This window comes from Actinoplanes sp. NPDC026670, from assembly GCF_040638175.1.
In the GTDB taxonomy this organism is placed as follows: domain Bacteria; phylum Actinomycetota; class Actinomycetes; order Mycobacteriales; family Micromonosporaceae; genus Actinoplanes.
Map to the genome: position 1 here is coordinate 215,628 of NZ_JBEZXU010000006.1, position 20,498 is coordinate 236,125.

A 20,498-nucleotide genomic window follows, 5' to 3' on the forward strand; every position below is an offset into this window, starting at 1 on the left:
GACCGGCAGAGCCGGAGAGACACGCCGGAACGCTCCGCATCGATGCTTGTACTTCCGTCGTGTCTGCCGTACAACATGCCGCATGGCGTTCACGGACGAACCCGAACTTCAGACCGATGTGCCGCACGCGGCACGTATCTGGAACTACTGGATGGGCGGTAAGGACAACTTCGCCGCCGACCGGGCCGCCGGTGATGCGGTCGAGCAGGTGTATCCGGAGATCGTGCTGATGGCGAAGCAGTCACGGCAGTTCCTCATCCGGGCCGTCCACCATCTGGCCGCCGAGGCCGGGATCCGGCAGTTCCTGGACATCGGCACCGGTCTGCCGACCATGCAGAACACCCATCAGGTGGCGCAGGCGGTCGCCCCGGAGACCCGCGTGGTGTATGTCGACAACGACCCCCTCGTGCTCGTGCACGCCCGCGCCCTGATGGCCGACTCCACCCAGGACGGGCGAACCGTCCACGTGCACGCCGACTACCACGACCCGGAGAAGATCCTCGCCGCCGCCCGTGAGGTGCTCGACTTCGACCGGCCCGTCGCCGTCATGTTCATGGGCGTCCTGGGTTACGAGCCGGACCTCGGGGAGGTCGCCTCCATCGTGGACCGGACCATGGCCGCGACCCCGCCCGGCAGCCACCTCGTGCTGTGGGACGGCACGAACACCACTCCGGCCGTGGTCGAGGGCGCCGAACGCCTCGCCCAGAACGGCGGTGTGCCGTACATCCTGCGATCACCGGACGAGATCGGCGGCCTCTTCCACGGCCTGGACCTGCTGGACCCGGGCCTGGTCCAGATCACCGAGTGGCGGCCGCAAGGCAAACCCGAATGGCTCGACGCGTACGGGGCGGTCGCCCGCAAGCCCTGAGGCCGCAACGAGCGCGGGCCCCGGAACTCGTGTCCCGGGGCCCGCATACCTCAACTCGTCCGTTACCGGCGACCCGCGTGCAGTTGGGACACCTGCTCGGCGCTGAGCTCGGTGCCGTACAGCCGGAGGTCGTCGATCAGGCCGTCGAACCGGGCGTCGCCCCAGCTCGTACCGCCGAGGAGGTTGGCGGTGGTGTTGCCGCCGACACCGACGTCACCGAGGTTGATCGGGAAGTCGGTCCGGACGGCCTGTTGGACGCCGTTGAAGTAGATCTTTCCGGTGGAGCCGTTCATGGTGAACACCACGTGGGTCCACGTGTTGAGCGGCAGGTCCCGGCCGGCGCCGAGCAGCAGGCGCTCCTGCGCCGCCACCCCGGGTGCTTTGAAGGTGGCGCCGAAACCTGTGGTCCCGCCGTTGGTGGCCGACTGGAGCAGGAAGAACGTGTCCGTGCTGCTGCCGATCTGCAACAGCGGGACCCAGCTCGGCAGGGCGTCCGGACGGGCCCAGAAGGACACGGTGAACTGTTCGTCCAGACCGGCCTCCATGTTGTCCGGCAGCCGGACCTGGTTGCCCGAGTCGGCGGCACCGCCGGGCAGCGACGCCGCGCTGCCGGACCGGCCGGCGGCCCACGACGTGGTCCCCTGGAGGGTGGCCGCGCCGATGGACGCCTTCGCCCCCGAGTTTCCGGCCGAGGTGCCGGTGTTCTCGTCGAACAGGTAACGGACCGAGACACCCTCGTTGTAGAGCGCGGCCACGTCGGCCCCGCTCAGGGTGGAGGTGTACAGGCGTACGTCGTCCATCAGGCCGTCGAACGCCGCGTCCGGGTAACCGTTGCGGCCCAGCCAGTTGTCGGCCGTCGTGCCGATCTGGGCCATCCCGATCGTCAGGTCGGAGCGGGTCGCGATCGCCTCGCCGTTGAGGTAGAGCGTCCCGACCGAACCCTGACGGGTGAAGGCCACGTGGTTCCACTGGCCGGCGGTGACGTCCCGTGCCGGGGTGGCGTAGACCCGTTCCTCCGGGCCGGTCTTGGCCTTGAAGGTGGCGGCGAGCCCGGTGCTGCCGTTCGCCTGGGTCTGCATCTGGATCTGGAAGTAGCTCCCGGCGGAGCCGAGTCCGTCGCCGATGTTGAGAAGGCCGGTCCAGTTGGCCTTGGTGTCCGGGCGTACCCAGAATCCGGTGGAGAAGTTCGCCGCGTTCTGGAGCAGGTTGTCCGGCAGGTCGACGGCGTTGGCGGTGCTGCCGCCGGGCAGGTTGATCGCCTTGCCGACGACGCCGTTGGCGTTCCAGCCGGTGGTGCCGGTCAGGGTCGCGGCGCCCGGCCCGCCGGCGGTGCCGGTGTTGGCGGCCGAGGTGCCGGTGCCCTCCTCGAACTCGTAGCGGGTCAGGGAGGTGGGCGGCGGCGGTGGAGCGTCGTCACCCACGACGACCAGGTCGTCGACCATCAAGCCGACGGCGGTGCCTCGCAGGCTGAGCGTCGCGGTGCTCGACGCGGCCGTGAAGGTGCCGGAGTACGTGGCGTAGTTCGCCGTCGACGGTGACGTGGTGGCTGCGGTGAGGGTCGCGTTCAGGTTCGCGACCGACAGGGCGCCGGTCGCCGCGGCGGTTCCGCTCACCCGGCTGTCCCGTGCGTAGCGCAGCGAGACCCGGTAGGTGGTACCGGGAGTGAGGGAACTGAGCGTGCGCTGGATGTTGCCGGCCGCGCCCAGGCTGAGCTGGTAACCGGTGAGCCCCAGACCGCCCTGGCCGGAGACGGTGCCCCGGACCAGCTGGACCTGGCTGGTGACCGTCCACGGCGACATCCGGCTGTTGCCGGCGGCGGCGACGTCGACGGTGGCCGGCGGGTTCGAGGTGCGCCACTCGGACGGCACCCGCGGGTACTCGAACTGGTCGACGACCCGTGGGTTGAGCTGGGTCATCTTGACCGCCGGGTCGATCTTGACGATCTTCGCGACGGACGGGGTGCCGGAGGCGTCCCAGACGAACAGCATGTACGAGCCGGGCGGCGCGTACGTGCCGTTGGCCGGGGCGTTGACGGTGACCGTGCCGCCGGACTGGGTGAACGTCAGGTCCTGGAAGTTCTGGTCGTTGTTGAAGCCGTGCGTCACCGACCCGTGGCGCACCAGGGTGACCCGGGAGACCGTGCCGGTGGCGGTGATCGCGAAGCCGCCGTTGTAGCCGATCTTCGCGGGGGCGGTGTTGATGACCGGGCGCGGGGCGAGCTGGTCGCCGTTGAACAGGTAGGACGGCGAGTAGTACTCGACGTCGGTGTAGCTGCGCGGGCCGGGGGTGCCGCCGCCGCCCATCATCACCCGGCCGTCGGGCAGGAGCAGGGCCGCGGAGTGGTAGAGCCGGGCGTGCTCGTACGGGACGGCGACCTCGCTCCAGTTGCCGGTGTCCGGGTCCCAGATCTCGGCGTTGGTGACGTATCCGCCGTTGCCGTTGTTCTCCCGGCCGCCGCCGGTGACGAGCACGTCGCCGTCGGGCAGGACGGTCGAGGTGGCCCAGTGGCGCTGGTACTTCATCGGCTTGGTGGCGGTGATGACGGGTGTGGCGGTGCCGCCGGTGATGTCGACGGTGAAGCCGGCGCGGGCGCCGTCGGGGCCGCCGCCGTTGCCCCACCAGCCGCCGCCGACCTGCAGGATCTTGCCGGGGCGGTACATGGTGGCGGTGGAGGTGGCGCCGACCGGGTTGCCGTTCGTGCCCTGGTTGGCGATGCCGCTGGGCAGCGTGCCGCGCAGGACGATCTGGCCGGTGCCGTTGTTGCCGGCCGGGTTGAGCTCGTACATCTGGGTGCCGGTGATGTTGAACAGGGTTCCGCTGCCCGGGGCGACGAACGCCCGCGGGTACCACCAGCGGTTCTCGTCGGCGCCGGCATGGTCGGCGCCGCCGTCACCGTACGCGGCGGGGCTGCGCGCGCCGTCGAGGGTCTTCCAGCCGGAGCCGGACTGCGGGGTGTAGATCTCCGGGGTGAGCACGCCGGGTCCGCCGGGCCCGCCGCGGAGGCTGCCGCCCTGTACGACGATGTCGCCGTTGGGCATGGTGGTGCCGGTCGGGTACCAGCGGGGGTAGTTCATCGGGGCCTTGTTCTGCAGCCCGTTGTTGGTGGTGTGGCCGGTGACGCCGATGGCCGCGTCGTTGGGGCTGTTGCCGCCGAGTCCGTCGTCGCCGCCGATGGTCATGGTGGAGTGGTCGTGCGGGTTCTGCACCTGCATGGCGCAGAACAGGTCGGTGTAGGTGGTGTTGGGCAGGATGCCGGCGCGCAGGTTCGCGAGGTTGCGAGGTGTGGCCGGGTCCCAGATGTCGACCTCCATCTGGCCGCCCTGAGTGACCGAGGAGTTGCCGGTCCAGTCGTAGGGGGTGGTGTCGTCGCCCCAGCCGCCGACGCTGCCGAACGACTGCACCTTGCCGTCGGAGGTCAGTGACATGTTGATCGGCACCAGCGGCCACGGCGTGACGCCGCTCCAGGCGCCGGCCTGGTCCTTGACCGGCGGGGAGCAGTCGGCGGCGAGCAGCCCGGCGGCGTACGCCAGGCCGTTCTTCATCTGGGCACGCATGTAGGCCTCGGAGTAGGCGGTGCCCTCGTGGCCCATCGAGGTGTACCAGGACCGGCCGGAGTCGATCTTCTGGCACCAGGTGACCGGGTGCAGGGTGCCCTGCCGGCCGCCGCCGTAGGACGCCTCGTCGGCGGCGATCAGGGTCCGCACGTTGGGCGCCGGGTTGACGACCCAGTCGTACCATTCGTCGCTGCGCGAGATGGTGGTCGGCACGCCCTGGGTGAGCGGGTGCCCGTTGTCCCGGACGTTCACGGTGCCCGGCCGGACACCGGGGTCCTCCGGGTGGCCTTCGGAGACGGCCCCGACGAGCCGGGCGTAGAACGGGTTGACGTCGTGTTCGCTCTCACCGACCGACCAGCCGGTGTAATGCAGACCCATGAAACCGCCACCCCCACGGATGTACGCCTCCAGAGCCGACCGCTGAGCGGCGTTGAACAGCACGCCCCCGGTCTGCGCGAAGACGACCGTGTCACGGGCGGCGAGGTTGGCGGTGTTGAAGACCGCCGGGTCGTCGGTCTCCTGGATCTCGACCGGCTGGTTGTACTGGGTGCCGAGCTGGGCGGCCAGGTCACGGACGGCCTGGCGGGCCTGGACGTTCGAGGCGTGGAAGTTGGGCTTGTAGAAGAGCAGGACGTTGAGCCGGCCGTCGTCGACGGCTGCCGCGGCCTGGACCGGTGACATCGACCCGGTGACCAGGATCAGCGCGGTGAACATGGCGAAAAGGGAGCGGAAAGATCTTCGGGGCACTTTCATGCGAGGTCCCTCGGAATTCGGCTGGCGTGACAGTGAGGACGGTCACTGGCACTGGAGGGCCTGAAACTATGTCGTCCGCGTTACAACGTCAAGAACTGCATCTACATACATGGACTGGATTTCTCAATCATCTTCATATGTGAACGCAGTGCAGACAAAGGCGGGTCTGGCGGATCGCTCCGCCAGACCCGCCTGACAATCAGCGGCGCACGCGGGCGCTGCCGCCACCGGCGAGCGCCCACACCTCCTCACGGGTCGCCATCGAGGTGTCCCCCGGTGTCGTCATCGCCAGCGCGCCGTGCGCGGCCCCGAGCTCCAGACAGGACTGCAACGCCTCGCCCTCGAGCAGCCCGTAGATCAGCCCGGACGCGAACCCGTCACCGCCGCCGACCCGGTCGAGGATGCCGAGATGGTCACGCGCCACCGACGACAGCACACCCGTCTCCGGTGACCAGGCGATCGCCTGCCAGTCGTTGTCACTCGCGGTGTGCACCGTCCGCAGCGTCGTGGCCACCACCTTCAGCCACGGCATCTTGCCCGCCACGGTGCCGACCATCTCGGCGAAGCTGTCGATCGGCAGCGCCGACAGCCGCTCGTCGACGTGCGCCACGTCGAACCCGAGCGCCGCGGTGAAGTCCTCCTCGTTGCCGATCATCACGTCGACGTGCCTGGCCAGCCCGGTGTTGACCGCCCGCGCCACCTCGGTGCCGCCGATCCCGGACCACAGGCTCGGCCGGTAGTTGAGGTCGAAGGAGACCACCGTGCCGTGCCTGCGGGCGGCGGCCATCGCCTCCCCGGCCACCGCGGCCGAGTTCTCCGACAGGGCCGCGAAGATCCCGCCGGTGTGCAGCCAGCGGACCCCGCGCCGGCCGAACAGGTCGTCCCAGTCGATCGTGCCCGGCCGCAGCCCGGCGATCGCCGTGTGGGCCCGGTCGGAGACCCCGACCGCGCCACGCACCCCGAAGCCGCGCTCGGTGAAGTTGAGCCCGTTGCGGACCGTACGGCCGATGCCGTCGTACTTCTCCCAGCGGATCAGCGAGGTGTCGACGCCACCCTGCATGATCAGGTTCTCGGCCAGGCGGCCGATCTCGTTGTCGGCGAACGCGGTCACCACCGCCGCCCGTAACCCGAACACCTTGCGCATGCCGCGGGCGACGTTGTATTCGCCGCCGCCCTCCCACACGTCGAACCGGCGGGCGGTACGGACCCGGCCCTCACCGGGGTCGAGCCGCAGCATCACCTCGCCCAGCGCGACGATGTCGAACTCGCACTCGGACACGGGACGTAAGTCGATCACGATGTCACTCCCAACCCGGCGCACCTCGCGGTGACCTCGTCCCATTTGCCGGCGGCCAGCAGGTCCGGCGCCACCATCCAGCTCCCGCCGACCGCGGCGACAGCCGGGTGGGCGAGGTAGGCCGGCGCGTTCCCGGCGCTGACTCCCCCGGTCGGCACGAAACGGACCTGCGGGAAGGCCGCGGACAGCGCCTTCACGGTGGGCAGCCCGCCGCTGGCCTCGGCGGGGAAGAACTTGACGGTGTCCAGGCCGAGGTCCAGCGCCGCGATGATCTCCGAGGCGGTGACCGCCCCGGGGATCACCGGCAGGCCGAGCGCCTGGCAGCGCCGCACGACGGTGGCGCTCAGACCGGGCGAGACCACGAACTTCGCACCCGATTCGTACGCCAGGTCGACCTGCGCGGCGGTGATCACCGTGCCGGCGCCCACCACCAGGTCACCGCGCGCGGCCAGACGGCGGAGGACGGTCGCCGCCTCTCGCGTGCGGAACGTGACCTCGGCGATCGGCAGGCCGCCGGCCACCAGCGCGTCACCGAGGCCGTCGGCCGACCCGGGATCGTTGAGGACCACGACCGGCACCACCCGGTGCCCGCCGAGAACGTCGACGGCGCTCATCGCAGCTCGGCGATGACGGTCTTGAGCTCGGTGTAGTCGTCCAGGCCGAACGAACCGAGCTCCCGGCCCCAGCCGGACTGCTTGAAGCCGCCCCGGGGCAGGGTGACGTCGTCGGCGTGCCAGGTGTTGAGCCACACGGTGCCGGCCCGCAGCCGGGCGCCGACCCGGTGCGCGGTGCCGATGTTCTGCGACCAGACGCCGGCGGCCAGGCCGTACACCGTGTTGTTGGCCGCCGCGACCACCTCGTCCTCGGTGTCGAACGGCACCGCGGTGACCACCGGGCCGAAGATCTCGTCGGTCTGCACCGCCATCTGCTCGGTCACCCCGGTGATCAGCGTCGGCTGCACGAAGAAGCCACGGTCACCGACGGCGTCGGCGCTGCCCGCGTTCAGCACCGCGCCGTCGCGTACCGCCCCGCGGATGTAACCGAGCACCTTCTCGTGCTGCTCCTGGGAGACCAGCGGGCCCATCTGCGAGGCCGGGTCGAACCCGTCGCCCACGGTGATCGCCCGCGCGGCCGCCGCCACCCCCTCGACGACCTGGTCGAAGACACCGCGCTGCACGTACAGCCGGGAGCCGTTGACGCAGCACTGGCCCTCGTTGAAGTAGCCGCCCAGCACCGCGCCGGCGATGGCGGCGTCCAGGTCGGCGTCGTTGAAGATGATGTTGGGAGCCTTGCCGCCGAGCTCCAGCGACACCTTCTTGAGGTTGCCGGACGCCGCCGCGGCGATCTTCTTGCCGACCTCGGTGCTGCCGGTGAACGCGACCTTGTCGACGCCGTGGTGGTCGACGAGGGCGGCGCCGGTGTCGCCGAAGCCGGGCAGGATGTTCACCACACCGGCGGGCAGACCGGCCTCGAGCAGCAGCTCGCCGAGGCGCAGCGCGGTCAGCGGGGTCTGCTCGGCCGGCTTGAGGATGACGGTGTTTCCCGCGGTGATCGCCGGGACGATCTTGAAGCAGGCCATCAGCAGCGGGAAGTTCCACGGCACGATGCCGGCCACCACACCGACCGGCTCCCGGCGGGTGTACGCGTGGAACTCGCGTCCGGGCACCGACATCGGGATGGACGTGCCTTCCATCTTGGTCGCCCAGCCCGCGAAGTAGCGGAACAGCTCGGCCGAGATAGCGACGTCACCGTCCCGGGCGGCCGACACCCGCTTGCCGTTGTCCAGGGCCTCCAGCTGGGCGAACTCGTCGGCGTGGGCGTCGATCAGGTCGCCGATGCGCCACAGCAGGTGGGACCGGTCCCGCGGGGTCATCCGCGACCAGGGCGACCCGTGCTCGAACGCGGTGCGAGCCGCCACGACGGCGCGGTCCACGTCGATCGACGACGCGTGCGCCACCTGGACGAGCGTCTCCTCGGTCGACGGATTGACGGTGGCGAAGGTCCGGCCGTCCTTCGCGTCCACCCAGTCACCGTCGATGAGCAGCCCCTTGGGCGAGGACAGGAACGAACGGACGGCGGGCAGGAGAGCGGAGTTCTCGTAGGGCATGATGGCCTTCCGTGGTCGGAGCAACTACTTGATTGTCGAAACCTTCGACCCGTCGAGGGTCAGTGCGACGGCGACGACGATGATCGCGCCGTAAAGGATCTGTTCGTAGGCGGACGGCACCCCGACGATCGGCAGGCCCACCCGCAACAGCGTCACCACGAGCGCCCCGGCGAGGCTGCGCCACACGCTGCCGTGACCTCCGGTGATCGCGGTGCCGCCGACGACGATCGCCGCGACCGCCGGCAGCAGCAGGTTGTCGGCCATCGTGGGGCCGCCGCTGAACTGGCGTGAGACCAGCATGACCGCGGCGAAACCGGCGCAGGCGCCGGACAGGCAGAACGCGCCGATCTTGACCAGGTCGACCGGGGTGCCGGCGAGCCGGGCCGCCGACTCCGAATACCCGGTGGCCGACACCCAGCTCTGCAACGGGGTCACCTTGAGCACCACCGCGATCAGGGCAACCAGCACGATCGCCATCGCGGCCGAGGTCGGCAGGAAACCGCCGATGTAGAGGTCGAGCCAGCTGACCGTGGAGTCGTCGACGACCCGTACCGTGCCGGCGCCGGAGACGACCAGGGCGATCGCCGACAGGATGCTCATCCCGCCCAGGGTGACGATGAACGACGGTATCCGCAGCAGGACGTGTGCCGTGCCCTGGGCCGCGCCGATCGCCGCCGCGATCAGGATGACCGCCGGCGTGGCCAGCCCGCCGAGATCCGGCAGCCACAGGGCCAGCAGAACCGTCGACAGTGAGGCCAGGGCCGCAATCGAAAGATCAATCCCGCCGCAGAGTACGACCAGAGTCGCCCCCGCAGCGAGCACGATCAGTGGCGCCGCGGTCCGCAGGGCGGCGGTCAGGCTCCGCTGGGTCAGGAAGTCCGGGTCGACCGCGGTCAGTGCGGCCGTCAACGCGACCAGGGCGATCAGGGGCATGAAGCCGGTGAACCGCCCGGCTCGCCGGGAGACGGTGGCCGGCCGGGTGGCCACGGGGGTGCTCACACCATCACCTTCACCAGGTCCAGAGGGCTCGGTTTGCCGCCGTTGGGGCAGGCCACCTCGGTCGCGACCCGCCCGTCGGTCATCACCAGGATCCGGTCGGCCATGCCGATCGCCTCCTCCAGGCTGTCGGCCAGCAGCACGGTGGCGACTCCGGTTCCGGCCAGTTCCCGCATCAGCCGGTACACCTCCGAGCGGGCGCCGATGTCCAGGCCACGGGTGGGGTGGTCGAGCAGCAGCAGGCGGATGTCGCCGCCGACCAGCCAGCGGGCCAGCACCACCTTCTGCTGGTTGCCGCCGGACAACCTCCCGATGGCGGTGTCGCGGGTGGGCGTACGAATGGAGAGTCTCTTGATCCATCCGTCGACCAGGCCGGCCTGTTTGCGGGGCGCCACGAACGGCCCGGTGCAGCGGGCCTGCTGTTTGCTCAGGGTCATGTTGTCGGCCACCGACATCGGGCCGACCATGCCCTCGATCTTGCGTTCGGCCGGGACGTAGCCGATGCCGGCGGCGCAGGCGGCCCGGGTGCTGGACAGGTCGACCTTCTTACCGTCCATCCGGATCTCGCCGGCGGTCGTCGGTTCGGCGCCGAACAGCGCACGGCAGACGTCCTCACGGCCGGAGCCGTGCACACCGACGATCGCCACGATCTCGCCGGCCGCCACGTCCAGGTCGATGTCGCGGAACGTGCTGCCGGACAGGCCACGGATCGACAGCCGGGGCTGCTCCGAGGCGACCGCAACCGCGGCGTTCTCGTGGTAGTGGTCGTCGGAGCCGGTCGAGCCGATCATCATCCGGTGCAGCTCGCCCGGGACCGCGCCGGCGGTGGCGACCTCGCCGACCGACTGGCCACCGCGCAGCACGGCCACCCGGTCGCAGACGTCGAGCACCTCGTCGAGGCGGTGCGAGACGAAGACGACCGACGCGAACTCGCGCAGCCGGCGGATCTGCGCGAACAGCGTCTCGATCTCCTTGGACTCCAGGACCGACGTCGGCTCGTCCAGGATGATCACCGGCGGGTGCTGGCTGCGTTCCTCGATGCGCAGCACCTTCGCGATCTCGACCATCTGCCGGTCGGCGAAGGACAACGAGTCGGTACGGGCCAGCGGATCGATGTGCGAGCCGATCTTGTCGAGTTGCTCCTGGGCCAGCCGGCGCATCGCGTCCCAGCGGTAGATGCCGCGCCGGACCGCCGGTCCCTCGCTGCCCAGCACGATGTTCTCGGCCGCGGTCAGGTTGGGCACCAGCGACTGCTCCTGGAAGACCATCCCGATCCCGTGATCGGCGGCGTCCACGACACTGCGCAGCCGGACCGCCTCCCCACGCACGTAGATCTCCCCCGCATCCGGCGTGACCAGCCCGACCAGCGCCTTGAGCAGCGTGGACTTGCCCGCGCCGTTCTCGCCAGCCAGACCCAGGACCTCGTGCTGACGGACCACCAGGTCGACGCCGTCGAGCGCCTTGACCCCCGGGTAGTGCTTGACGAGGCCACGGACCTCCAGTGCCGGGACACTCATTTGACCACCTGGTTCCTTCGTCGCAGCGGGATGACCGCGGCAGCCACCGCGGCCACGACGATCAGGCCCTCGACACCGCCCTGCCAGTAGGGACTGACACCGACCTGCACCAGACCGTTGGTGAGCACCATGACCAGCAGGACACCGACGGCGGAGTGCAGGACACCGCCGCGGCCGCCGGTGAGCAGGGTTCCGCCGACCACGGCGGCGGTGATCGCCGAGAAGTCGTACCCGTCACCGGCCTGCACGAGACCGGCGCCGAGCTGGCTGGTCACCATCACCCCGCCCAGCCCGTAGAAGGCGCCGGCCAGAGCGAAGACCCCGATCTTGTACGGCTTGACGCGCACCCCGGAGAGGGTGAGGACCTCCTCGGCGCCGCCGATCGCGTAGGCGTACCGGCCGAGGCGGGTGTAACGCTGGATCAGCCATCCGATCAGGATGCACGCGACCGCGATCCAGGTGAGATAGGAGAAGCCCAGGAATCGTTCGATCGCCCAGCTCTCCAGCATGGCGTCGGTGATGTTGGGCTGGACGCCGGCGAACATCAGCGTCGCGACGCCGAGCCCGATCGCCGACACCCCGAGCGTGGCCATGAACGACGGCACCTTCAGCAGGACCAGGGCCAGGCCGCTCAGGCAGCCGAACGCGCAGCCCAGCAGGACGGCGATCAGGATGCCCAGCAGCCCGAAGTCGTTGTCGTTGCGGTTGTTGGCGACCAGCAGTGACACGGTCAGGGCCGAGGCGCCCATCACCCCGGCCGCGGACAGGTCGATCGACCCCATCATCAGCACGAACGTGATGCCGCAGGTGACGACGGCGAGCACCGCTGCCGCGTCGACGATGTTCCGGACGTTGTCGGCGCTGCGGAACTGCGGGCTCAGAGCCGCGAAGATCAGGAAGATGACGATCAGCGCGAGCGGTGGGCCGGCGTCCCGGAGCGACGCGCCTCGCCGAGGAGTACGGCGAGGCGCTACGGCGACCTCGGTGGCGACGGTCATGTCAGGGGGCCGGCCACGCGGTTGAAGACGTTGCCGCACTCGAAGTCGGCCGGGTCGGCCTTGGGCGTCGCGAACTCGGCGGCGTTGTCCTTGGTGATGAGGAACTGCTCGGCGAAGAACGCCCGGTTGGCCGGGGCGATGTCGGCGACCTTCAGCTTGCCGGTGGCGACGCAGTAGCCGATCGCCAGGCCGATGCCGCCCTGCCAGGTGCCGTCGCTGGAGACGGTGGCGGTCATGTCGCCCTTCTGGACGGCGCTGACCGCGTCCGGGACGGCGTCGATGCCGACGACCGCGACCTTGCCGGCCTTGCCCGCCTGCTGGAGAGCCTCCAGCGCGCCCAGCGCCATGTCGTCGTTGGCCGCCCAGATGCCCTTGACGTTGTCGCCGTGCTTGGTGAGCAGCGTCTTGGTGACGGTGAGCGCCTCGGCCCGGGAGAAGTTGGCGGCCTGCTGGTCGAGCAGCTTCACGCCGGTGTTCTTGGCCAGCGACGCTTCGAGGCCGGCGAACCGGTCCTTGGCGGCCGCGGTGTCCAGCACGCCCTGCAGCGCGATGATGCCGCCGGACCCGCCGATCGCCGTGGACAGCGCGTCGCCGATCTGCTGACCCGACTCGACGCCGTTGTAGGTGATGTGGCTCAGCCAGGTCTTGTGGTCGGCCGGTTTCAGGTCGGCCGGCTTGTTCCACTGGGTGACCAGGAAGGCCCCGGCCTGGTCGGCGCCCTTGACGATCGGCGCAGTGTCCGAGTCGCCGTTCGGGAGCACGTTCATCACCAGGCACTTGGTGTTGCCGGCGAGGATCTGGCTGATCTGCTCCTGCTGCTTGGTGGAGTCGCCGTCGTAGGTGAGGCGTTCCTGCTTGAGCCCGACCGACTGGGCGAACGTGTCGCCGCCGGTCAGCCAGGAGGCCTCGTACGGGTTGGACTCGTTGCGGACCTGGCCGACCAGGCGGACCTCGGACGGCTGGCAGGCCTCCGAACCGGCGGCGGCGGTTCCCCCACCGGATTCCTCGCTGCAGCCGGTGAGGACGGCGGCAAGCAGGCTGAGGCTGACTATCGCGGCGGGACGAGGGGTGATTCTCATGATTTCTCTTCTCGGGAACGGAGGGAACGGAAGGAACGGAGAGGAAGGTCAGCGGGCCATCCAGCCGCCGTCGACGACCAGGACGTGGCCGTTGACGTAGTCGGCTGCGGCGGAACTCAGGAAGACGGCCGCACCGGCGATGTCCGTGGCGTCTCCCCAGCGGCCGGCCGGGATGCGCTCGAGGATGGCGCGGGCCCGGTCCGGGTCCTCGCGCAGTGCGGTCGTGTTGTCGGTGGCGATGTAACCGGGGGCGATGGCGTTGACCTGCACCCCGAGCGGGCCCCACTCGTTGGCCAGCGCCTTGGTGACGCCGGCGACGCCGTGCTTGCTGGCGGCGTACGACGCGACGCGGATGCCGCCCTGGAAGGAGAGCAGGCTGGCGACGCTGACGATCTTGCCGTGCCCGCGCCGGGTCATCGGGCGGCCGAACTCCTGGCACAGGAAGAACAGCCCGTTCAGGTTGACGTCGACCACGCGGTCCCACGACTTGCGGGTCACCTCGACCGAGTCCTGGCGGTCGATGATCCCGGCGTTGTTGACCAGGATGTCCACCTGGTGATTGCGATTGACGTGGTCGGCGGCCCGCGCGATGGCGTCATGGTCGGCGACGTCGAGGTCGACGATCTCGACGTCCCGGCCGAGGGCGGCCACCTGGTCGCGGGTCGACTTCTGGCTCGCGGCCCGGCCGAGCAGGATCAGGTCGGCGCCGGCCTCGGCGAGACCGACGGCGATGGCCCGGCCCAGGCCGCGGCCGGCGCCGGTCACCACGGCGCGGCGGCCGCTCAGGTCGAACGGCGAGCGGGTCACAGGTCCTCCAGGGCCACCGGGCTCAGGTCGGTGTACTCGTTGTTCTCGCCGCCCATGGCCCAGATGAAGGCGTAGGAGCCGGTGCCGACGCCGGAGTGGATCGACCACGGCGGTGAGATGACCGCCTCGCGGTTGCCGATCACCAGGTGGCGGGCGGCGCCGGGGCGGCCCATGAAGTGGAAGACCCGGTCCTTCTCGTCGAGGTCGACGTAGAGGTAGACCTCGGTGCGCCGGTCGTGCAGGTGCGGCGGGCAGGTGTTCCACACCGAGCCGTCGGCGATCACGGTGACGCCGAACTGGAGGACGGCGGTCTGCAGCTCCTGGCCCCAGGCGTAGCGGTACAGGCTGCGTTCGTTGGCGCCCTCCGGCGAGCCGAGCTTGACCGGCTCGACCGCCGTGTGGCTGAGCAGCACCGCCGGGTACGTCGCGTGCGCCGGAGCGGAGACGAAGTAGAACGCGGCGTCGGGCCCTTCGAACACGACTTCGCTGCCGCGGCCGACGAACAAGCCGTCGAGGTGGCGGAGCTCGAACTTCTCGTTGTCGACGAGCACGTGGCCGGGCCGGCCGACGTTGACGATGCCGAGCTCACGGCGGGCCAGGTGGGTCGGCGCGCCGAGCACCTCCCAGGCCGGCAGTTCGAGCCGGCCGGAGCCGGGCACCGCTCCGCCGACGACCAGACGGTCGTCGTGGGTGTAGACCCCGCGGACCTCGCCGGTGCGGAACAGGTCCTGGGCGAGGAAGTCCTTCCGGAGATCTGCGTTCGTCGCCGTCTCCACGCCGTGAGGCGATGCCGAATACCTGACCTCGATCAAAACTCGCTCCTCGTTCGTGAACCGTGTTCAGCTATGTGAACTGAGATCGACCATACCTATGGCGCCGATCACAGGTCAAGGGGCTGAATTTTGTCCACCTATGTGAACCGTGGTGTAAGGTTGTGCACCTCAATGAAACGTGCCACAACCGATCAGGAGGTCTCGGTGGACCCGGAGAAGGCAAGCAGCGGCACTTCCGCCACGTCGCAGGTCAAGTCTGCCGCCAGGGTCCTCGACGTCCTCGACGACATAGCCGCCAACGGCCCCGGCACCCAGCTTCAGCTGGCCAAACGCCTCGGCATCCCAAAAAGCAGCCTGCACGCGCTGTTGCGCACCATGTGCGCCCGCGGATGGCTCGACACCGACCAGACCGGCAGCATCTACCGCCTCGGCGTGCACACCCTGACAGTGAGCTCCGCCTATCTCGACGGCGACCCGGTGCTGTCCCGTGCACGGGCCGTGATGGACGAGATCGCCGCCGCCACCGAGGAGACCGTGCACCTCGGCCGGCTCGAAGGCGCCGAGATCATCTACACCGCGAAACGCGAGTCCAAGCACCCGCTGCGGATGTATTCAGCGGTCGGCCGGCGGCTGCCCGCGTACAGCACCGCACTGGGCCGGGCGATGCTCGCCGAGCTGCCCGAGAGTGACCGCGGCAGCCTGGTCCCGCACGAGATCAAGGCGTTCACCTCGCAGACGATCACCGACCGGGACGCCCTGCTGGCGATAATCGACAAGGCCGCCCAGTTCGGGTATGCGGAGGAGAGCGAGGAGTCCTGCCTGGGCGTGCGGTGCTTCGGGGTCGCACTGCCGTTCTCCCACCGGTCGATCGACGCGATCAGCGTCGCGGTCCCGATCAGCCGACTCAGCCAGGGCCGCGAGGACCTGATCATCGAGACGCTGCTGAGCGTGAAGGCCCGGCTGTCCGCGATGCGCGACAACCGCCTGGTCCGCTGACATCGATGGGGGCAAGCCGCCGGTCGGCGGCTTGCCCCCATCGCGCTTTCTCCCACTAGCCCTTCTTGAGCGCCGCCACCACACCTGCCCGGCTCTCGTCCTCGCTGGCCAGCACGCCGCCGTTGGCCACGTCATCCGCGGTGATCTCGGTGAACACCATGCGGACGTCCTGCCGGCGGGCGCCGAGGATCTCGACGGCCTGGTCGGCCACCGCCCGGGCGAACGCCTTGCGCTGCTCGAGGGTCCGGCCGGCGAGTAGTTCGACGGTGATGTTCGGCATGTAGGCCAACTCCTATCGCTCACATTGAGGATCTCAGTTCACTTATGTGAACCGAGGCTACCTTTCCATTACGCATGCCGCAATGAGTGCGCCTTCAGTTCACATCCTTGACATGAGTTCAGCAGGTTGCTCCAATGTGCGGCATGCGGCGCGATGACGACGAACCCGGTAGGAAGAGCCGCTGGCCGCGGCGTATCGCCCGGATCGGCGCGGCCACGCTGGCCGTCACCGCCGTCGGGCTCGCCTCCCCGGCCGGCGCCCACGTCACCGTCACGTCCTCCACGACCGTGGCCGGCGCCCACGCCGTCCTCCAGTTCAGCGTCGCGCACGGCTGCGGGGATTCGCCGACCACCGGGATCACCATCCAGATCCCGGCCCAGATCACCTCCGTCACCCCCACCCGCAACCCGCTGTGGCAGGTCTCGAAGAGGACCGAGAAGGTCGACCCGCCGGTGACGGACTCGCACGGCAACCAGATCACCGAACGGGTCACCGCCGTCACCTACCGCACCGACACCCCGCTCCCGGACGGCTACCGCGACGTCCTCGAACTCTCGGTCCAGCTGCCCGAGACCGCCGGGACCGACCTGCTGTTCCCCACCATCCAGACCTGCGAGACAGGCGAATCGGCCTGGATCGAGGTCCCCCAGGACGGGCAGACCATCCACGAGCTGGAACGGCCCGCCCCGGGATTCGCCGTCTCCGCGGGCACGCTCCACCACGTGGCCACCGAAGCTCAGCCGGCACCCGCACCACCGGCGTCCAGCAACGGCGTCACGCTCGCCGCTCTGCTGGCCGGTCTGGTCGGGTCGGCGCTCGCCGCGGTGTCGCTCTTCCAGCAGCACCGCCGGGCATGATCAGGCGACTGGGCGCCACCGTACTGCTGCTCGTGGCCCTGCTGCTCGGCACGGCCCAACCGGTCAGTGCGCACGCCGACCTGGTCCGCAGCGATCCGGCTCAGGGCGCGGTGCTGGCCACCGCGCCGACCCGGATCCTGCTGACCTTCGACGAGACCGTCCGCGGCGTACCCGATGGGGTGCAGATCTTCGACGCCCGAGGCGACCTCGTCGAGGCTCGCACGACGGTGACCGGCGCCGAACTAACGGTCGACCCGGCCGGGTCGCTGGGCACCGGGACGACCGTGCTGACCTGGCGGGTCGTCTCCGACGACGGGCATCCCATCAGTGGCGCGCTCTCCTTCTCGATCGGCGCCCCGACCGGTCCGGCCGTCACCCTCCCGGCCGCTGAGCCGACCACCGTTCCGGACGTTCCCTGGGCATTGACCCTGCTCCGCTGGCTCGGCTACGCCGGCCTGCTCCTCGCCGCCGGGCTCGTCGTGTTCGCCACCTTCTTCCTGTCCGGCGGCTCCAGCCGCCTTCTCGTCGCGGTGCGGGTCAGCGCGGCCGTCGCCGCCGGCGCCTGGATCGCCGCGCTGCCGATCATGGCGGTCTACCTGCTCGGCGGCGGGCCGACCCTACTGACCCGGGCCACCACCTGGTCCTCACTGCCACCGACGGACTACATCGTCGCCGCAACAGTCGCCGGCGGGTTGGCGGCAGCGGTCGCCCTACTCGGACGGCTGGCTGACAAGTCGACGCCGAACGCCCTGCACGGACGGCAACAGCCTGCCGCCAAAAGGCTGGCTGACAAGTCGACGCCGGACGCCCTGCACGGACGGCAACAGCCCGCCGCCGCCACAACGGTGGCTGACCGGGCGCTCGGGCAGCGACAGCCCGCCGCCACAAAACCCGCTGATCGGCTGGCGCTGGGCGCCCGGCTCGGACCGCAAAAGGCTGCCGCCGCAACGATGGCTGACCGGCCGTTGCCGGTCGAGCCGCCCGGACGGCGACGCATCGCCGCGGTGGTGGCCGCGTTGATCGCTGCCGCGGCGCCCGCGCTGACGGGGCACACCCGATCAGCGAACCCGGAAGCCCTCGCCATCGCGGCCGACGTGCTGCATCTGCTCGCCGGCAGCGTCTGGCTCGGCGGGCTGGCCGGCCTGGCGCTGACCCTGCCAGGACTCGCCGGCCGGGCCGCCGCGGCCGAAACGCTCGCCAGATTCTCCACCGCGGCCGCCATCGTGCTCACCGCCCTGGTCGCCACCGGCACGCTGCTCGGCTGGCGGATTCTCGGATCGTGGAGCGCCCTGGTGAACACCGACTACGGACGCCTGCTCCTCGCCAAGATCACCATCGCCCTCGTCGCCGTCGCCATCGCGGCATGGAACAGATGGTCACTACTCCCCCGGATCCAGCAGGCGCCCCGACGCCCGGAACGTACCCGGCCGGTCGTCCGCGCCGTCACGATCGAGGGAGCACTGCTGCTGGCCGCCCTGCTCGTCACCGGATCACTCGTCGACACCAGCCCCGAGGCAAGTCCCGCATCGACAGCGGCGGCGACCGAAGCCGACCGCGGCCCGCGCATCACCACCCTGGGCGACATCCAGGTACAGGCCGGCCTCGCTCCCCTGACCCGGGGCGCCAACACCATCACCCTGCGGATGATCTCCGCGACCGGCGAGCCGGCCGAGGGCGTCGCGCCACCTGTCGTACGCCTGAGCTCCGACCGTGCCTCCCTCGGCGCCGTCCCGCTGACCCAGGTGTCACCGGGCTTCTACACCGCACAGGTGACGATCCCGGCGCCCGGCACCTGGCGGATGCAGGTGTCCCTGCGGGTCACCGAGTTCACCAACCCGGTAGCCGAACTGGACTTCGACATCAGTTGACGTCGCGGATCCACGTCAGGTGTCTCCCGCGTCCAGGAAACACCCAATCGCCCGCCGTTCGCCGTTCGCCGTTCGCCGTTCGCCGTTCGCGATCTTGCACGAACTTTCAGCCTCGCGCCGATCTTGCAGCCCTTTCCACACCCCAACGGGAAGAAAGCTGCAAGGTCCCCCCAGCTCAGTAGACCTTGCACGACAAATCACCCCCAGACGTGAAGAACCCTGCAAGATCGCTGTCAGGGTGGAGAAATGTGCAAGATCTACAAGACTGACTGGTGACAGATAACCCGCGAATACGACATTCCGACCTCGGCTCGGTGTCGCCTCCGTGAGCGACCCAGGCGATCTGGGCAACCGACATCTGGAGGCTGATCTGCGGATCCGGATGGGCGATCACGACGCGCTTCGTGGGGACGGGACTTCCACCCGTACCCAATGGGGATCTGCTTTGTCGTTGTTGGAAGCGGTGACCCTTCGGGGCCATCCGGCTGTCCCGAATCCTGGTCGCAAACGGGATCGATCCGGTTCGGAATGGACAACGCTGGACAGCGCCGCCCGGCCGTCAGTAGTCGGCCGCGGCGTCGTATCCCGGGATGTCCACGGCCGCTGTCAGCATCAGCGCGATGACCATGGCGACACCGATCAGCGTGCCGATGCCGGCCACCGTGATCACCGCGGTCCGCCCCAGCATGAGCACGCCGTCCAGGATCGCCCGGACCAGCGACGGGTCGGTGTGGGCGGCTTCGATGTGGCTCGCGTTCATGCCCGAAACGATCGGCCCGGCACCTCAAGGCCGCCTCCAGCCACCGTCAGACCGCGCGCAACCTTGGCCGTCCGGCGTCACCGGCCCATCGCTGATCGGCCGGGCGGCGTCAGCCCACCGCTGGTCGCCCGGCGGCACCAGCCCACCGCTGGTCGGCTGGGCGCGGCGCCCCGGCTCCGGCGCTTCGCAGTGACTCGTAGGCTCGCTTGACCCCGGCGGGCACGGCGACGTAGGCGATGAAGCCGCGGCCGGCCGGCCCGTAGCCGTCATTGTCGTCGGTGAGCCGGGGAATCTCGCCCATCAGCAGCGAGACGTATCGGTCCACCGGCCACATGCCGGCCGGCGGCGCGGAGAAACCCGGTTCACCGTCGATCAGTTCGACGGGCGTCCGGTGGGCGGCGAAGTTCACGATCCGGGCATCCGGGGCGAGCAGCCGGAACCCGGCGTCCATGCGCCGCTGCATCGAGGCGTCCTGGATCAGCAGAATTCGACGGTGGGCGACGCGCTCGGCGGCGAGCAGGGCAAGCGCGTTACGGACGTTGTCGCCGCAGTTCGTGGACTCGTGTTCGAGCAGGTCGGCGCGGACGCCGTACCGCTCGGTGAGATAGCGGTCGAAGAGGGCCGCCTCGGTCAGGTCGGCGACGTCGTCCCAGCCCATCCGGTCACGCATCGCGGCGCGCAGCACGTCGGTGGAGTGCCCCTGACCGCCGACGATCATGAACCGGTCGGCGACGCGGTCGGCGATGGCCTTCGCGAACAGGTCACCGCCGGCCAGGATGCTGCCGCCGAAGAGGATGGCGACGTCCAGGCCACCGCCGGCCGCCTCGTCGACGGCGTCGCGGGTCAGTTCGCCGACATCACGCTGAGCGCAGAAGCCGACAAGGGCGTTGAGATGGGCGATGACCTCGGCTCCGATCACGGATCCGAGGTTAGCCCGCGCCCGATCTTGACCGTTGCTCGCCAAAGCTTCCGGGTGCGGCCGCGGCCG

At 70.0% G+C, this 20,498-nt stretch carries 17 protein-coding genes; 4 read left to right on the forward strand and 13 right to left on the reverse strand.

Translation table 11 applies throughout. From position 1 onward, the window contains the following. The first annotated feature begins 82 nt into the window (after positions 1–82). Positions 83–868 carry an SAM-dependent methyltransferase gene (locus AB0E94_RS08695; RefSeq protein WP_360324078.1) on the forward strand — a complete coding sequence of 262 codons (786 nt, stop codon included), beginning with the start codon at positions 83–85 and terminating at the stop codon, positions 866–868. Between the two features lie 62 nt (positions 869–930). Here the strand turns inward: AB0E94_RS08695 and AB0E94_RS08700 are convergent, their stop codons facing one another. The 10 genes from AB0E94_RS08700 to kduI form a co-directional block, all read right to left on the reverse strand. Next, a complete protein-coding gene (locus AB0E94_RS08700) occupies positions 931–5,136 on the reverse strand; it encodes a LamG-like jellyroll fold domain-containing protein (protein WP_360324080.1) in 4,206 nt (1,401 codons plus the stop codon). Positions 5,137–5,374: 238 nt separating this feature from the next. Next, a complete protein-coding gene (locus AB0E94_RS08705) occupies positions 5,375–6,472 on the reverse strand; it encodes a sugar kinase (protein ID WP_360324082.1) in 1,098 nt (365 codons plus the stop codon). Further along, positions 6,469–7,086: a bifunctional 4-hydroxy-2-oxoglutarate aldolase/2-dehydro-3-deoxy-phosphogluconate aldolase gene (eda, locus tag AB0E94_RS08710; RefSeq protein WP_360324084.1), complete on the reverse strand. Its 618-nt coding sequence runs from the start codon at positions 7,084–7,086 to the stop codon at positions 6,469–6,471. The genes AB0E94_RS08705 and eda overlap by 4 nt, the downstream gene beginning before the upstream one ends. Further along, the gene (locus tag AB0E94_RS08715; protein ID WP_360324086.1) at positions 7,083–8,603 is read right to left on the reverse strand and encodes an aldehyde dehydrogenase family protein; all 1,521 of its coding nucleotides are present in this window, start codon (positions 8,601–8,603) and stop codon (positions 7,083–7,085) included. The genes eda and AB0E94_RS08715 overlap by 4 nt, the downstream gene beginning before the upstream one ends. After that, positions 8,604–9,578, reverse strand: a complete 975-nt coding sequence (locus AB0E94_RS08720) for an ABC transporter permease (protein WP_360324088.1) — start codon at positions 9,576–9,578, stop codon at positions 8,604–8,606. It lies immediately after the preceding gene. After that, positions 9,575–11,092: a sugar ABC transporter ATP-binding protein gene (locus AB0E94_RS08725; protein WP_360324090.1), complete on the reverse strand. Its 1,518-nt coding sequence runs from the start codon at positions 11,090–11,092 to the stop codon at positions 9,575–9,577. The genes AB0E94_RS08720 and AB0E94_RS08725 overlap by 4 nt, the downstream gene beginning before the upstream one ends. Continuing rightward, positions 11,089–12,090 carry an ABC transporter permease gene (locus AB0E94_RS08730; RefSeq protein ID WP_360324092.1) on the reverse strand — a complete coding sequence of 334 codons (1,002 nt, stop codon included), beginning with the start codon at positions 12,088–12,090 and terminating at the stop codon, positions 11,089–11,091. The genes AB0E94_RS08725 and AB0E94_RS08730 overlap by 4 nt, the downstream gene beginning before the upstream one ends. Next, on the reverse strand, positions 12,087–13,169 hold the full coding sequence (locus AB0E94_RS08735; RefSeq protein WP_360324094.1) for a sugar ABC transporter substrate-binding protein: 1,083 nt from the start codon (positions 13,167–13,169) through the stop codon (positions 12,087–12,089). The genes AB0E94_RS08730 and AB0E94_RS08735 overlap by 4 nt, the downstream gene beginning before the upstream one ends. Before the next feature lie 48 nt (positions 13,170–13,217). Next, positions 13,218–13,976 (reverse strand): 2-dehydro-3-deoxy-D-gluconate 5-dehydrogenase KduD, encoded by a 759-nt coding sequence (gene kduD, locus AB0E94_RS08740; protein ID WP_360324096.1) that lies wholly within the window; start codon positions 13,974–13,976, stop codon positions 13,218–13,220. Beyond that, complete coding sequence (gene kduI, locus AB0E94_RS08745) at positions 13,973–14,752, reverse strand: 5-dehydro-4-deoxy-D-glucuronate isomerase (RefSeq protein WP_360324098.1); 780 nt, start codon at positions 14,750–14,752, stop codon at positions 13,973–13,975. Before kduI ends, kduD begins: the two co-directional genes overlap by 4 nt. A 168-nt stretch (positions 14,753–14,920) precedes the next feature. Between kduI and AB0E94_RS08750 the strand changes: the two genes are divergently transcribed. After that, the gene (locus AB0E94_RS08750) at positions 14,921–15,745 is read left to right on the forward strand and encodes an IclR family transcriptional regulator (protein WP_360324100.1); all 825 of its coding nucleotides are present in this window, start codon (positions 14,921–14,923) and stop codon (positions 15,743–15,745) included. Positions 15,746–15,800: 55 nt separating this feature from the next. Here AB0E94_RS08750 and AB0E94_RS08755 read toward each other — a convergent pair whose 3' ends face one another. Continuing rightward, positions 15,801–16,025, reverse strand: coding sequence for a tautomerase family protein (locus AB0E94_RS08755; RefSeq protein WP_317795950.1), 225 nt, complete (start codon positions 16,023–16,025; stop codon positions 15,801–15,803). A 143-nt stretch (positions 16,026–16,168) separates the two neighbouring features. Between AB0E94_RS08755 and AB0E94_RS08760 the strand changes: the two genes are divergently transcribed. Further along, positions 16,169–16,882 carry a YcnI family protein gene (locus AB0E94_RS08760; RefSeq protein WP_360324102.1) on the forward strand — a complete coding sequence of 238 codons (714 nt, stop codon included), beginning with the start codon at positions 16,169–16,171 and terminating at the stop codon, positions 16,880–16,882. Continuing rightward, positions 16,879–18,750, forward strand: coding sequence for a copper resistance protein CopC (locus tag AB0E94_RS08765; RefSeq protein ID WP_360324104.1), 1,872 nt, complete (start codon positions 16,879–16,881; stop codon positions 18,748–18,750). The genes AB0E94_RS08760 and AB0E94_RS08765 overlap by 4 nt, the downstream gene beginning before the upstream one ends. Before the next feature lie 559 nt (positions 18,751–19,309). Here the strand turns inward: AB0E94_RS08765 and AB0E94_RS08770 are convergent. Both AB0E94_RS08770 and AB0E94_RS08775 read right to left on the reverse strand, forming a co-directional pair. Beyond that, positions 19,310–19,510, reverse strand: coding sequence for a hypothetical protein (locus AB0E94_RS08770; RefSeq protein WP_360324106.1), 201 nt, complete (start codon positions 19,508–19,510; stop codon positions 19,310–19,312). 109 nt (positions 19,511–19,619) lie between these two features. Next, the gene (locus tag AB0E94_RS08775) at positions 19,620–20,429 is read right to left on the reverse strand and encodes an ElyC/SanA/YdcF family protein (RefSeq protein WP_360324108.1); all 810 of its coding nucleotides are present in this window, start codon (positions 20,427–20,429) and stop codon (positions 19,620–19,622) included. Between the last annotated feature and the right edge of the window lie 69 nt (positions 20,430–20,498).